Genomic DNA, 15,770 nt, shown 5'->3' with positions numbered 1-15,770 from the left:
AAGGAGATATTATGCTAAAAACACCTATAGGTAAATTAAGACTAGCTGGACTATTGGATGGTTTATCACTTATCATTCTGATTTGTATTGGTATGCCACTGAAATACTGGATGGATATCCCGGAAGTTGTTAGTATTGTCGGTAGAATTCATGGTGGTATCGTTATCGTGTATGGTGCTAGTATTATTTATGCGACGTTAAAGACACGTTGGAATCTACTTTGGACTGTAATTTGTTTTGCAGTAGCATTTATACCATTTGGTAATTTCTTCTTAGATCGCAAACTCGAGAAATTAGATACACAATATCAATAAATGAGTGTCATATAGTCGCTACACATATTGGATGGCCGTTAACTGTTCAATATGTGTAATCGGCAATTGTGGTAACTGTTGTTGCAATCTTCTAGCCAAAATCTTCATACCCGCATCCTCACTCTTCTGATGCCCTATAATCAACAATGCAATTGCTTTTCCTTGTGCATTTGCATCTCTTACATATTCAGGTGTTTCCCACTCATGTCCTTCACCAGCGATGATTAAATCTATCTCCCCTTGCTCATAAGCAGGGATACAGTTGTCACCATTACCACGGAATCCTAGACGTAACCATACATTCGAACATAACTGCTCCTGTTGTCCTACAAGCTGAATATATTCGATCCCAAGACGCTCTTTCAGTTGCTTAGCAATTTGCCCTACTGATTGCGTAGGTAGATGTAATAAATCTGCTTGTACTTGATCTTCATAAGAGGACCATTCCATCACATCAAGAAAACCTTCTGAAATAATATCTGGTATATAACGATGTGCATAATCATGGAAACGAATAACATTTATACTATGTTTTCGTAGTAGTTCTAGCTTCTGTTCGATTACTTTACTGACACCGAACTTGTCATGCTCACTATGATGGTTATAACAAACTGGCTCATGTGAAATAATAACATTTATCCCTTTTTCAATAGCTTTCTTAATCACTTCATAGCTACATACAAATGTAGTCCCAATCGCTTTCACTTCCTCATTACCATCGCCAACGATAATTCCATCAACGGTTTGATCTAACTTGCCTACAGGAGCTATTAATATCTCCATTAACTCTTTTACTAACATGCTGACTTACCTCCTAGGCTGAATATCATTCAGATCCATCTAATAAATTATGACTATTATTCAATACCAGACTGATTTTTGATCATATACGCGGAAACAGTTTTCTCATCAAGACGATAGAAATACATAGTGATTAGCATGCCGACATATCCGATGATCGGAACTAAGGTGAAGATTACCCATATTCCATGTAGTGCTTCTGTACTTTGCGTATCACTTTGATTAACATATCCATAATAAGAAAGTAACGCTAGACATAACGTAGAGGATAGTGCCCCCGCTAGTTTAGTAAACATCGTCTGAACTGAAAACGTAATTCCAGCCGTACGCTGTCCAGTAATCGCGTTACCGTATTCAATACAATCTGCTGTAAACATTCCATACAGTAATAGCGGAATTTGCATACAAAGTACTCGAATAGCTGCTATAACTAAAAACAATGTAAAGTTATTATACCCTACCGTATACTGGATGAGTGAAAGAATTATAACGAGGAAAGAGCAATAGATTGTAAGGCGTTTTTTTCCGAAAATTGTTATTAACTTAGGCAGTAATGGGGAAACGATAATGATTGGTAACACTAATACTGCTAACAATACGGTGAGCATGTCTTCGTTACCTAGATTGGATTTGGCGAAGTAGGCTGCGATCGTTTGTAGTGTATTCGTCGTGCTCATAAGTAAATAGCCAACATAGAAAATAAAGAAATATTTATTACGAAGTAGGTACTTAAATATTTGTAAGAATGAAGTGTTCTGCTCTTTATATACTACTCGTTCTTTCGCAACAAACGGTAAAGGAATCATTGTAATTAATGAAGCCACACAGTAGATTGCCATCGCACCAAGCCAGCCTAATGAGCCAACTAACATCAAAAATCCAGCAGTTAATATCGCAGCAATGGCTCCTGCCATACGTGCTATAGCGATCAATTGATCACGTTCGTATACATGCTTAGTCATCACCGTTGATAAAGAAAACATCGGAGAATCAGAGACAGTGTACGCCATCCCCCACATAATATAAGTAATATAAGCAAACACTAGTTTCATAGAATAACCAGCATCTATATTTACAAATGTAAATAACATGGTTAGTGGAACAATAATACTTGTGTATTTCAGCCAAGGTATGTATTTTCCTGATTTGAAGTTTAGCTTATCTACGATTGCCCCCATAATAGGATCATTAAATGCATCCCATAATTTTGCGATCAATAGCAACGTCGCTGTGGCACCTAAAGATAATCCTACCTCTTCTGTGTAGAAGAACGTAAGAAATTGAAGTTGCAACATATACATTAAATTTTGTCCAAACGAGAATCCACCATAGCTCCATTTTTCAAGTCTAGTTGTCATATTCCCTCTTAAAGTTGTCATTTTTATCCCTCCCGTTTCTAATTCAAGTGAACAAATTATACTTATTACAATAATTGTATTATTTCATGAATCATCATACAATTGTAAAATAAAACTAAATTTGCTAATTAAAATATAAAGCACACTATTTGAAAGTCTAGTAAATATTGCGAAGGGGAGAATAAAATGTATTCAACGTACAGACTACCATGAATCTATTAAAAACTTATCGAAAGTTTATCTATATAATACTCGTTGGTTTACTATTCACGCTCCTCCATACTTGGATAAATTATATTAACTTCCATTATCTATATATCGGTGCTTCCGTTAATATGATAAGTGATAGTGCATGGCAAATTAGTAAATTGGATAGTAGTGGATATGCATCAGACATTGGGTTAGAACTTGGGGATATTGTTGTCCAAATTGATCATTCTGCGGTTGAGAAACATACTACAGTGTACAAATTTCATCGAATCGAAAAGATTCATTCGATTACCTTACTACGCAATAACTCAGCCAAAATAATTACACTTGATTATAAAGAGTTCCCTCTAGAGTATCGATCAATAATTATCTTTTTCACTGAAATATTTATGGCATTAATCGCAATCACTATATATATTCGCTATGGTCGTTCCAAATCATCTATACTTTTAACTCAATTATTTATACTACTAAGTATTGCTTTTATGTGCACTGAATCTGCAACCAAATCTGATAGCTTATCGAAAGTCATCATTAGTATAGTAATCATCCTTATACCAGCAATAATGATAGACTTCATCTATCAATTATTGAAAGCTAAAGGACAAATATTTTTCTCCTATCACTATATTAGTTGGTATTATCGTCTTGTTTTATTATATTGCACACTTCATTTATTTTATTTCAGCCCATGGTTCGACTATAGACTATATCGAATTGAGCAAAAGACTACACTTATTCATTTCATGGTCGGATGTTTATTGACTTTTTTATATCTTTTTTATGTATATAGACGTCGACGTTTGGAATATTCCTATTCTGCTACTGTAATTAAAATTTCGCTATTTTCGTTTACCATTTGCTTTGCACCTTTTCTACTGCTAACCGTTTTTCCTGATATTATCTATCATCCTATCGTTCCGTATCATTATTCGATGTTTGTATTTGTACTATATCCATTTATTTTTCTAATATTAAGTTACGGAAAAAATATTATTACTTTAAATAGATCACTATGGAGGCATCTAATATTACCTTTACGTCCACTAATTTGGCCTTATTTATATCTCAAATCTATTCATAAATTAATGCAAAGCTTTACTTTCATTAAAAGCTTTGAAGATTTTGAAAGATATGGTTTACCTGATCTTTGCCATCATTTTAATCTAATGAATGCAACGATTTTGATTACAACTCCTAACAAAAATTACATAGCAAGCTATAAACCGATTCATTTACAATCTATTGAACAACTTCTAAAGCAAGACTTCAAATCACTTTCTGCTTATAAATTATTTCATATTAGCAGAGAGGAACAACAATATTGTTATCTTATTGTTGAACATAGAAGGGCAACTCGCAAAATAAGTTATCCGCTACAACTTGTTATCGATATTATTAAATTTCCGATTGCAACATTAGTTGAAAATATTAATCTCAATAAACTTTTTTCAAATAATATTATTCAAATTTTCAACCATAATAACGTTGAACATCAAAATCTCGAGCAAATTTTCACTTTAAAACGGACGATTCTGCAATTAGTAGAGCAAGAACGAAAACATCAAGCTACAGATTTGCATGATACTCTACTACAAGATATTTTATTTGCAAGACATCGCGTACTATCATTGACTAAGTCTATGAAATCAGCTGAAGCTATGAGTCAATCTTTGTCAGATCTTGCAGAATATTTGCAAATTATTAATCTTAATGCAAGGGATATTATCTTTAATATATATCCTCACTTATTGAAAGAGACAGGCTTTGCTAACGCTATTTCTAGTCTCGTTGAAAATGAACGAACTCATTATGAAAGCGACATTATCTTATCGTTAGAAGATGTTCATGAATGGAATCAACTTAATAACGATGACTTGTTACAAGTGTTTCGTATTATTCAGGAACTACTTTCGAACGCAAAAAAGCATTCGCAGTCCACTAAGATCACTCTATTGTTCCATAAAGACGCAAATACTTTATCTTTTTCATACAGCGACAACGGACGAGGCATTGAGAATCTACAAAACTTCGAAAGTACTGGTTGGATAGGTATTAATCATCGCGTTCAAAGTATGAACGCCAATATCTTAATACAATCTAGTCCGATGCAAGGATTTCAAGTTAAAATTACGATACCTAGATTAGGAGTAAGTTAATATGCCCATTAAGCTACTTATTATTGATGATCACCCCGAAATGGCTAGTAGTATTTCTAGTCTTATCCAGCAGGAAGATAGCATTACTATTATCGGGATTACAGATAGTTTAACAGTTGCAATTAGTCTTATTGAGCGATTGTACCCTCATATTGTACTGCTTGATCTAAATATGCCGGAAGAAACAGGTATTACACTATGTTCGAAGTTGAAAGAACGTTTTCCAGGACTACATATTATTATTCATACTGGTTACGATTATGTTCCTTACTTCAACCAACTTGTAGATAGTGGTGCTAGTGGGATGTTAAACAAGTCTGCGTCTCCTAGTGAAATCATTGCTATGATCGATGCAGTCCTTCATGGACATACGATTATACCTCTACCTTTATTCCGCCAAATAAAACTGCATCGTTCTGAAGAAGTAAAACATTATTGGGAGATGGATCTTACGCCAACCGAACGTTCGATTCTGAGCATGGTTTCTGATAAGTATACGAATGCTTTAATTGCTAGAAAAATTCATGTTAGCGAAAGTTCTGTTGAAAAATATTTACGAAAAATATATGAAAAGCTAGGTGTACGTAATAAAAATGAAGCAGTAGAACGCATTCAGCAGGATGAACGTTTTCATCTCGTAAGAGTAGAACCCCAATAACTGTAAACACAAAAATACACCCTCAAGCAGTACAAGTATTACAACACTTGTACTGCTTGAAGGTGTTTACGTTTGTCTAGAGCTATGCCCTCTTTCTGCGAGTCATAATATCAAATATTACAGCAGCAGCGAGCACACCGCCACGAATCATATATTGATATGAGATTCCTACGCCTAACAGATTCATACCACTAATAAGAGATGCCATAACAATAGCTCCAATAATTGAACCAGTTACTTTACCAACGCCACCTGCAGCCGATACACCGCCTACATATGCCGCTGCGATGGCATCAAGTTCAAACAATGTTCCTGCCGTTGTTGTTGCCGATTGCAAGCGAGCAGTGAATAATATACCTGATAGAGCGGATAGTAAACCCATTGAACCAAAGACGAAATAAGTAATTTTCTTTACGTTAATTCCGCTCAAATGTGCTGCTTCTGGATTACTTCCTACAGCATAGATATGTCTACCTATTACAGTCGATGATGTTAGAAAATGATAAATAACTGCTACGATCAACATAATGATAACGGTCCACGAGAAGCCTTTGTAACCTGCGAGAATGTATGTAATATAAGCAATAATTGCAGAAATAAATACTAGTTTAATAGCAAACATACCTTTAGACATGACTTCAAAGTTATACTTTTGTTTGTTTTTACGTTTGGAAAACTCACTGACAATATACAAAACAATAATAATAGCTCCGATAATTAGTGATAATAAATTCAAATGCATTATTTTCATTATTGCTGGTATATATCCATTTCCAATTGCGTTAAATGTTTCGTCTTTAATAATAATCGTGCCTGACTTCTCAGTAACACGGAGTAATGCGCCACGGAATATTAACATTGCTGCTAGCGAGGCAACGAACGAAGGAATTCCAATCGATGCAACGAGATATCCATTGAAGAAACCTACAACAATTCCTAGTACAAGAATAACTGGAATAGTAATAATGACTGGGACGCCTAATTGAGTTAACAATGTTGCTGCAATCGCTCCCATAAATCCTGCAGCAAATCCTACAGACAGATCGATATGTCTAATGACAATAACTAAAGTCATTCCCACTGCTAAGACTGCTATATACCCTGTAGCATCTAATAAGTTACTAATATTACGTGAGGACAAAAACAATCCATCCGTTAATATAGTGAACGTTAACATGATAATAAATAATGCAATATACATTCCGTATTCACGTATATTTGTTTTCAGCATATTTTTGGCTTCATGCATTAATTTCATAATTATTAACCCCCTAAAACTTTTCGTTTACTTCTTGATATACTACTTAGTAACGAAAAGTATCTTCGTAAGCGTAAACCTAACTTTTCGTCTACCTCTTAATTTACATCTTAGTAACGAAAAGTATCTTCGTAAGCTAAAACTTTTCCTCTAATTCATCGTGATCACCAGTGGATGATTTGAATATCCATACTTCTAATCAAAGTTCAAATCGTTCACTTGTCAGCACCAAGAAGATGCCATGAAGCTAGGAAACGAGGAGCGGAGTGTACGTTATTGGTACATGAGCACCACAGGCTTCCGATGAATGGCAGCTTCGCCGCCGAATAGACTACAAATTCAATCATCGTGATCACCAGTGGATGATTTGAATATCCATACTTCTAATCAAAGTTCAAATCGTTCACTTGTCAGCACTAAGAAGATGCCATGAAGCAAGAAAACGAGGAGCGGAGTGTACGTTATTGGTACATCAGCACCACAGGCTTCCGATGAATGGCAGCTTCGCCGCCGAATAGACTACAAATTCAATCATCGTGATCACCAGTGGATGTTTTGAACATCCATACTTCTAATCAAAGTTCAAATCGTTCACTTGTCAGCACCAAGAAGATACCATGAAGCAAGAAAACGAGGAGCGGAGTGTACGTTATTGGTACATCAGCACCACAGGCTTCCGATGAATGGCAGCTTCGCCGCCGAATAGACTACAAATTCAATCATCGTGATTACCAGTGGATGATTTGAATATCCATTTATTACTGCGTAGCTAACTCCATAACCTTTTCCTGGCTAGCATCTTCAATTGATAATTCACCATTTATTTTCCCTTCAGCCATAACATAGATGCGATCACTCATTCCTAACACTTCGTTCAATTCTGAAGAAATCATAATAATACTCATACCTTCTTGTATTAATTGATTCATAATCGTATATATTTCAAACTTAGCTCCCACATCTATCCCGCGTGTAGGTTCATCTAGAATTAGAACGTTAGGTTTAACATAGAGCCATTTACCTAAACTAACTTTTTGTTGATTGCCACCACTTAGATTACCTACTAACTGTTCTACTGATGGAGCTTTAATATTAAGTGACTGTTTGTACTGTTCCGAAATTTTCACTTCTTCATTCATATTAATAACACCTCGAGCAGAAATACTTACTAGATTAGCTGCTGAAATATTTTGCTTAATATCTTGTAGAAGAAATAATCCATTTCCTTTTCGATCTTCCGTTACATATGCGATACCAGCTTTAATAGCATCTTGTGGATGCTTGAATTGGATAGTTTTATCGTTCAGCTTTAATTCACCCTGTAGCTTATAAGACTTTGGATTTCCAAAAATACTTTGTGCTAATTCTGTACGACCAGAACCCATTAATCCTGCAATGCCTACAATCTCACCTTTACGCACATGAATGTTTGCATCTTTTACAACGTTTCGCCCTAATGTAACATCGTATGCTGACCAATTTCTTACTTCTAATACTGTTTCACCAATGTTTTTATGTTCGCGCTTAGGAAAAATATCATCGATCTCTCGTCCAACCATATTTTTAATGATGACATCTTCAGAAATTTCATTCTTTTTCGCATCTAATGTGCAAATCGTTTGTCCGTCTCGAAGTATTGTCGCTTTATCAGCTATCGAGATAACTTCCTTTAATTTATGAGAAATCATAATACAACTAATCCCCTGTGCTTTCAGTTCCTTCAATAGTTGCAATAAGTTTTCACTATCATCTTCATTAAGTGCGGCCGTAGGTTCATCTAGAATAAGAAGTTTCACTTCTTTACTTAGTGTCTTAGCAATTTCTACTAGTTGTTGTTTCCCAACGCCCAGGTCTTTCACAAGCATCGCAGGATTAACGGTTAATTTCACCATGTTAAGCATTTGATTAGCTTGCACAATCGTTTTATTCCAATCTACTCCGAACCTTCCCGTTACTTCATTACCTGCATATATATTTTCATATACCGTCAGATCAGGGAAAAGCGCTAGTTCTTGATAAATAATTGAAATTCCGATCTTTACACTATCCGTAATTTTCTGAAATTGTTGTACTTGTCCTTTATATACAATATCTCCAGAGTAGGATCCATATGGGTATACCCCACTAAGTACTTTCATAAGTGTAGATTTACCTGCTCCATTCTCACCTATTAAGCAATGTATTTCTCCTTCTTCAACTTTAAAATTCACATTACTTAAAGCTTTAACACCAGTAAAATGTTTGGAAATATTGTTCATCTCTAATATATATTTACTCATAACTATCCAGCACTCCTTAATGTTACTTCACGCTAGAATAGAGGAATAGTGATAGACTTCTCTATCACTATTCCTATGAAGCTATATGTCGTTCACGTTATTTTAGGTTAGTAAACTCTTTGGCTTCATAGTATCCTGAATCAACTATAGCTTTTTTTACATTATCTTTATCTACTGTAACAACATCTGTTTGTTTTGCTTTTACATCAATTTCACCGTTGGGGTAAGTACCAGTTGTAGCTGGTGTTGTACCGTCAAGAATGCCAATAGCCATGTCCATAGCATCTTTTACAAGGACACGTACATCTTTCAATACAGTCATCGATTGTTTGCCATCAATAATGTATTGAATTGTTGCTTTTTCAGCATCTTGACCAGAAATCACATAACTAGTTATGTCTCCATCAGCTCCAAATACATCTGCGATAGCACGAGAAGTACCGTCGTTCGGACCAAGAATAGCTACATCACCTTTTGCATCAGCTGCTGCAGCTGTTAGATGAGTTTGTGCTTTATTTTTTGCTTCGGCTGGTTCCCAGTTCGTCGTTACTTGACCAATAATTTTACTCATCTGTTCGCGATCAAGTGTAGCAACGTCTTGAAGTGCAATTGCTTCGCTTGAGTTAGCAATCTTGAATGTTCCATCCGCAATTTTAGGTTGTAGCACTTCCCATGCACCTTGGAAGAATAAGAATGCGTTATTGTCAGTAGCAGCACCTGCGTATAGGTATAACGGTTGACCGTTACCAGTTGTTTTGTCTACTAGATATTGTGCTTGCGCTTTACCTACGCTGACGCTATCAAATGTTACATAGTAATCAACATTTTTTGTGTTTGTAATTAGACGATCGTATGAAATAACTGTAATATCTGCTTCCTTAGCTGCTTTCACTGCACTTGCCGCTCCATCACCATCAAAAGGACAAATAATTAGTACTTCAATTCCTTTTGCGATTAGTGCTTCTACATTTTCTTTCTCTTTAGCAGATGAACCTTGGCTAAATAAGATCTCCGTATTGTACTTCGAATCTTTCAGTGCTGCCTTAAAGCGCTCTTCATCTTGTATCCATCTTTCTTCATCTTTTGTCGGCAATACAATACCGATTTCAATCTTTTTGCTATTACCACATGCTGCAAGAATCGATGTAAGCATCATAACTACAAGAAATAATGTGACCGCCTTAAAATTTTTCTTCATTACTTAACCCTCTTCCTAATTGGTAATGTTTATTGCAAGCTAAGTGTAGCATTGTGGAAATATCATCCACACTAGAGGATACTCATCATTTTCTTTAATATCCTAATATTGTTAATGCCGAAACTTAATATAGATAAGTTTTCAATAATACGGCAAGACTACTATTGAACGATCATCTTTTGTATGGTATATTAATCGTACACGATTGAATCGCAAGCGATCAATATGACATCAATTTCATTACAATAAATTGATGTCGATTACCAAGGAGGATTACAATGACAACTATTTATGATTTCAATGTAAAAAAACCAAACGGCGACACTATTTCTTTGAAAGATTATGAAGGAAAAGTTGTACTTATCGTTAATACTGCAAGCAAATGTGGTTTAACACCGCAGTTCCAAGGCTTGCAGGAGCTATATACAAACCATCATGAAAAAGGATTTGTCGTTCTTGGTTTCCCATGTGATCAATTCAACAATCAGGAATTTGATAATATCGAAGAAACAACAGAATTTTGCCAACTTAATTATGGCGTAAGCTTCCCGATGTTTGCGAAGATCAAAGTTAATGGTGATGATGCGGACCCATTATTCAAATATTTAAAAGAAGAAAAACGTGGATTATTAATGAGAAAAATCGAATGGAATTTTGCGAAATTCCTTATTGATGCACAAGGTAAAGTCGTAAAACGCTACGCTGCTACAACTGATCCTAGCAAATTAGAAGGAGATATCGTCGCACTATTGAAATAAGAGCGACTTTTGAGAGGCAATGAATTCATTTTTAGCACTTAATAAGCAACTTTGCTTTGCCATATATGAAGTTTCCAGTCAGATGACTAAGCTATATAGTAGTGCTCTCCAACCATTCCAGCTTACTTATCCGCAATATCTTGTATTACTTGCGTTGTGGGAATCGGACGGAGTTACTGTTAAACAACTTGGCGATGTTCTTGGTATTGGTACTGGTACATTAACTCCGATGCTTAATCGAATGGAAACTCAACAATGGCTGCGCAAAGAACGTAGCACACAAGATGAACGGCGTGTTCATATTCATCTTGAACGAAAAGCATATGAACAACAGCAACAAATTTCTGATGCCGTAATAAGTAAAGTGTCTAGTTGTCATATTGATCAACAACAATATGAGCAACTTCTACATCAACTTCACATGCTTAAAGAAAAATTACAGTAGTTTAAAAACAAAAAAGTAGCGTACGCTTAAGAAATATTCTTTAGCGCACGCTACTTTTTTGTTTAACGCAGTCGTTCCTCGGTAAGCTTAAATTGTCCTACAAGTTGTTGCAATTGGTTCGTAATGATATCCACCTGCTTACTCGTATCTTGCACCCCTAACATTTCGTCTGCTAACGTATTTACACGCTTCCCAACACTTGTCGATACTTTTCTATTTTTATTACTTACTTGAGCAATTTGTTCTAGTAAACCAACTACCCCATCAACAACCTCACTCTTACGGATATCTTGCATATTTGCTTCACTTAAAGCTTCAGCAACAGTTTGTACAAGTATATTCCCTTCTTCTACTACACCATTGCCTTCGTCGATTATATGATAAGCTTTCTGCGCTTCCTTATATATGCGATCTGTAATGGCATGTACTTCAGCAGTTGATTTCTTCGTATTATTAGCTAGCTTACGAATCTCACCTGCAACGACTGCAAACCCAGCACCTTGTTCCCCAACATGCGCAGCTTCAATGGAAGCGTTAAGTGCTAATAGTTGAGTCTGTGCTGAAATTTCTTCAATGACGCTAATTACATTTTTAATATCTTGCATCGTATCTACAAAGCTATGTATCGAATGATTTGTTTCTTTTACTTTAGTTGATATTTCAAACATTTTATCACCGATACGATCTATTTCAGATTGGGCTACACTAATTTGCGATGCAGCTTGACCTTCAATAACCTTCAATGTTTCTTTCATCGTATCTGCCATCTCTCGAACTTGTTCGATATCAGCTAATTGTAGATGAATGCTATCGATCATTTCTGTTACTTGATGACTTACTTTTCTCGTAGAAGTCGTCGTTAATGTTGCCGTTTCATTCATTGCCAACTGACTATCTGACACTTGATATGCAGCAGTACGAACTCTCAGCATAATACCTTCTAACGAGTCCATCATATTATTCAACCATTTTGCAATGTCTTTAATCTCATTACTATTGAAATGAGAAAGATCGAGTCTCTTAGTAAGATCACCTTTACCTTCCGCATTTTTCTGTATAAACTTTTTCACTCTACGAATTTGATTAATTTCTTGTTGATCCGTTCTACTCTGTACCACTCTCAGTACAATCCATCCTGCAATGAGTTGAAGAGCACCTACAGTAATCCCAGTTATCCAAGGAGACATCACATTACCTAGCAAACCAACAACGGCTACAGAACACGCAGCAATAATACCAACACTTATCGCTTCCAACTGTCTACGCTTCGTTCCAATACTCCGAACACGATATACTTCTTCAAAGTCACCTTCACACATCATGCCCCATACATCTGGGCAATGCGGCAATTGAAACGTACAACCTTTACCGATAACAGGGATATAACGATAATCTGGATATGCAGGAAACTGCACGTATAGATTAGCACCATTTTTTATCGTATTTGCTACTCCCGGATGGAGTTCCTTCGTCGCTGGACTTATAAATTTCAATTCTAGTTCCGTATGTTCTTTGACGGTAACTGTTCCCCAATCCGTTGTTACACCATCCTTCAGATTTTCACCCATGGTAAAGGTTTTATCTTCAAAGCGACTACGGGATAAAGCAATACCAGGCTCAATATGTGTAAGCAAATTAGGTTTTGCCATAAATAAATAATTATCTCCAGAATCAGGATAGACATGTCCTGCTTCACGTTGAATCAGATCTCCAATGACATCGTTAGGTACTCTTCCGCATAGTATTCCAATTAGTCCCCCATTATGGATAATAGGTTTCATAAATAATATAGTAACCGCATCATGGAATGAAGAAGAACGTGCACCAATGGTTAATGTAATAGGATCAACATATGGGCCAAATAATAACGGAATTTCCCACTTTGCATGTCGAAGGTAGCCAATTGCATGCTCTAATATACTGTTTCGAGCATAAGAGCTATTTCGGTGCTTTTCATCTGTTGATGCAATAACTTGAAAGGCATCATTCAGTACAAATAACTCTGTAAAATCAATGGATTTAAGATATGCTTTCTGCAGCATCGGTACTAACCATTCCTCTGCCAAATCTGATGGATGGAACTCATCAGGATTCAATTTTTCAATACACTGCTCTGAAAGTCGATCAATAGCATGCCAAGTATCACTCGTCCAGTCAATTAATAATTGTTTTCGGGTATCTGATATTCCATCAAATTCACGCTCAATATCTTTTTGTAGATGTTTGTTATGTTTCCACGATTTCGCTAATGGAGCACCTACCTTATAACCTAGCCAACCGTACATATCAGTTTCCCCCCTGCTGAACTATGTTAATTTATCTCACATCAATATTGTGACAAACATATCGTAGCATATACAACGATCATTTTCTTTGCACTTACGACTTATTATTTATACTAATTTTACAAATTTTGCGAATTAAATAAGGCTGTTGCAGGAATAGCAATGCTATTCCTACAACAGCCTTATTAGTGATACCTTCTCTGACATTTCATATTCGACGTCGATTATGCTACGAAGCCTATCATCGTTATCAAAGTCCTCTTTTTGAACTTCCTCTTCAAATAAAGGTTCAAAAAGAGGACTTTCAGAATCGAGAAGATGCCCCACAGCGTACGTTTTGTGTACGTGAGCACACGCAGGCTTTCGATGGGGGACATCTTCGACGTCGATTATGCTACGAAAGCATGCTCTTCGTTATCAAAGTCCGCTTTTTGAATTTCCTCTTCCAATAAAGGTTCAAAAAGAGAGCTTTCAGAATCGAGAAGATGCCCCACAGCGGAAACGAGTAGCACAGCGTACGTTTTGTGTACGTGAGCACACGCAGGCTTTCGATGGGGGACATCTTCGACGTCGATTATGCTACGAAGCCTATCATAGTTATCAAAGTCCGCTTTTTGAACTTCCTCTTCCAATAAAGGTTCAAAAAGAGGGCTTTCAGAATCGAGAAGATGCCCCACAGTGGAAACGAGTAGCACAGCGTACGTTTTGTGTACGTGAGCACACGTAGGCTTTCGATGGGGGACATCTTCGACGTCGATTATGCTACGAAAGCATGCTCTTCGTTATCAAAGTCCGCTTTTTGAATTTCCTTTCTGAGTGGCAAACGTATTACGCTCCCAAAACACACCATCCACATACCCCTGGATGGATTCATCTTCTTCTGCCATTTCCAAACGTTTCTCTGCCCAAGTACAATAGACATCATTCTGCTCAATACCAACATAATGACGACCTAACTTTTTAGCAGTAACGGATGTAGTACCTGAACCCATAAATGGATCAAGTACAATATCATCCTTATTCGAGCTGGCTAATATAAGCTTCGCTAATAATTTCTCTGGTTTTTGTGTAGGGTGTGCTGTATTTTCTGCCATCGACCAATAAGGAATTGAAATATCGTCCCAGAAATTTGATGGTGAAGTATTACGGAAGTTACCCTCTTTCGTCTCTTCCCAATCTTTCGGCTTACCATCTACTCGATAAGGAGCAATTACTTTTTTACGTATTTTCACTGCTTCTAAGTTGAAAGTGTAATCCTTGGACACCGTTGCAAACCATACATCTTCCATTCCATTTTTCCAGTTACTACTGGCACCACGACCTTTCTCGCGCTGCCATGTAATACGGTTCATTACATTTAATTTCTCCATAAGTACACTACCAATAATTAAGCTAGATTTCCAGTCGCAACAAACATAAATACTTGCAGTTGGCTTAAGTAAGGGCAATACTTTATCAACCCATTCGACCGTATATGTACGGTAGTTTTCTTCGCTCTGCTTCGTAAATTTTGCACCATGATAGTTTTTCTCAAGATTATAGGGTGGATCTACGATTAACAAATCCACAAATTGATGTGGTAATAAAGGTAGAACTTCTAATGAATTACCGTGAATACTTTTATCTATAATATCATCAATTATAACTTCCGATTTTACTTGGATACATCTTTCATAATACTGTGAACCTTCTTCAACTGAAATATCAATCGTCTTATTTCTAGCTGATTTTTCTTTCATTGTTCACCCCGTTACGATATCTATCGAGTTTACTCTTAGGTATCTATTTTGTGTTGTAGTTTATCATACTTATTATACGAAAACAACGAATTAACTTACTAGTTATATAGGCTTACTTAAGTCGAACGAATACATTTATTAAGTTGTGACATTCTCGACTATTAATTATCGTAGTTTTTGGTAAATATGCACTATCTTGTATAAAGACAAATGAGGTATAATTATTTACAATATTTAGTAAGTGTATAATTTAAATTCGTCTAAAATTAGACTGAATTTTTACATAGCGCTTGTAATACGGATGAATT

General features: G+C 36.1%; 12 protein-coding genes. 5 read left to right on the top strand and 7 right to left on the bottom strand.

The genetic code is table 11. From position 1 onward, the window contains the following. Positions 1 to 11: 11 nt before the first annotated feature. Positions 12 to 314: a DUF3817 domain-containing protein gene (locus NV377_RS21705; RefSeq protein ID WP_258202894.1), complete on the top strand. Its 303-nt coding sequence runs from the start codon at positions 12 to 14 to the stop codon at positions 312 to 314. A gap of 18 nt (positions 315 to 332) precedes the next feature. Here NV377_RS21705 and NV377_RS21700 read toward each other — a convergent pair whose 3' ends face one another. Together NV377_RS21700 and NV377_RS21695 are read right to left on the bottom strand one after the other, a co-directional pair. Further along, positions 333 to 1,115 carry a Nif3-like dinuclear metal center hexameric protein gene (locus tag NV377_RS21700; protein ID WP_258202893.1) on the bottom strand — a complete coding sequence of 261 codons (783 nt, stop codon included), beginning with the start codon at positions 1,113 to 1,115 and terminating at the stop codon, positions 333 to 335. Positions 1,116 to 1,171: 56 nt separating this feature from the next. Then, positions 1,172 to 2,494: an MFS transporter gene (locus tag NV377_RS21695; protein ID WP_258202892.1), complete on the bottom strand. Its 1,323-nt coding sequence runs from the start codon at positions 2,492 to 2,494 to the stop codon at positions 1,172 to 1,174. Positions 2,495 to 2,808: 314 nt separating this feature from the next. On the opposite strand from NV377_RS21695, the gene NV377_RS21690 reads away from it, so the two are divergent. Together NV377_RS21690 and NV377_RS21685 are read left to right on the top strand one after the other, a co-directional pair. After that, positions 2,809 to 4,842, top strand: a complete 2,034-nt coding sequence (locus NV377_RS21690) for an ATP-binding protein (protein WP_258202891.1) — start codon at positions 2,809 to 2,811, stop codon at positions 4,840 to 4,842. A gap of 1 nt (position 4,843) precedes the next feature. After that, positions 4,844 to 5,500, top strand: a complete 657-nt coding sequence (locus tag NV377_RS21685; RefSeq protein WP_258202890.1) for a response regulator transcription factor — start codon at positions 4,844 to 4,846, stop codon at positions 5,498 to 5,500. 82 nt (positions 5,501 to 5,582) lie between these two features. On the opposite strand, the gene NV377_RS21680 is transcribed toward NV377_RS21685, so the two are convergent. The 3 genes from NV377_RS21680 to NV377_RS21670 form a co-directional block, all read right to left on the bottom strand. Continuing rightward, positions 5,583 to 6,758, bottom strand: a complete 1,176-nt coding sequence (locus NV377_RS21680; RefSeq protein WP_258202889.1) for a sugar ABC transporter permease — start codon at positions 6,756 to 6,758, stop codon at positions 5,583 to 5,585. 758 nt (positions 6,759 to 7,516) lie between these two features. Next, on the bottom strand, positions 7,517 to 9,037 hold the full coding sequence (locus NV377_RS21675) for an ATP-binding cassette domain-containing protein (protein ID WP_258202888.1): 1,521 nt from the start codon (positions 9,035 to 9,037) through the stop codon (positions 7,517 to 7,519). Positions 9,038 to 9,134: 97 nt separating this feature from the next. Beyond that, positions 9,135 to 10,235 (bottom strand): sugar ABC transporter substrate-binding protein, encoded by a 1,101-nt coding sequence (locus tag NV377_RS21670; RefSeq protein WP_258202887.1) that lies wholly within the window; start codon positions 10,233 to 10,235, stop codon positions 9,135 to 9,137. 278 nt (positions 10,236 to 10,513) lie between these two features. Between NV377_RS21670 and NV377_RS21665 the strand changes: the two genes are divergently transcribed. Further along, on the top strand, positions 10,514 to 10,993 hold the full coding sequence (locus NV377_RS21665; protein WP_258202886.1) for a glutathione peroxidase: 480 nt from the start codon (positions 10,514 to 10,516) through the stop codon (positions 10,991 to 10,993). Positions 10,994 to 11,012: 19 nt separating this feature from the next. Further along, positions 11,013 to 11,438, top strand: a complete 426-nt coding sequence (locus tag NV377_RS21660) for a MarR family winged helix-turn-helix transcriptional regulator (protein WP_258202885.1) — start codon at positions 11,013 to 11,015, stop codon at positions 11,436 to 11,438. A 62-nt stretch (positions 11,439 to 11,500) separates the two neighbouring features. Here NV377_RS21660 and NV377_RS21655 read toward each other — a convergent pair whose 3' ends face one another. Together NV377_RS21655 and NV377_RS21650 are read right to left on the bottom strand one after the other, a co-directional pair. Further along, complete coding sequence (locus NV377_RS21655; RefSeq protein ID WP_258202884.1) at positions 11,501 to 13,723, bottom strand: methyl-accepting chemotaxis protein; 2,223 nt, start codon at positions 13,721 to 13,723, stop codon at positions 11,501 to 11,503. Positions 13,724 to 14,508: 785 nt separating this feature from the next. Next, the gene (locus NV377_RS21650; protein WP_258202883.1) at positions 14,509 to 15,462 is read right to left on the bottom strand and encodes a DNA-methyltransferase; all 954 of its coding nucleotides are present in this window, start codon (positions 15,460 to 15,462) and stop codon (positions 14,509 to 14,511) included. Positions 15,463 to 15,770: the final 308 nt, after the last annotated feature.

This window comes from Paenibacillus endoradicis (genome assembly GCF_024721975.1).
The sequence above is the reverse complement of the archived record's forward strand: the minus strand, read 5'-3'. Positions and strand labels throughout refer to the sequence as shown.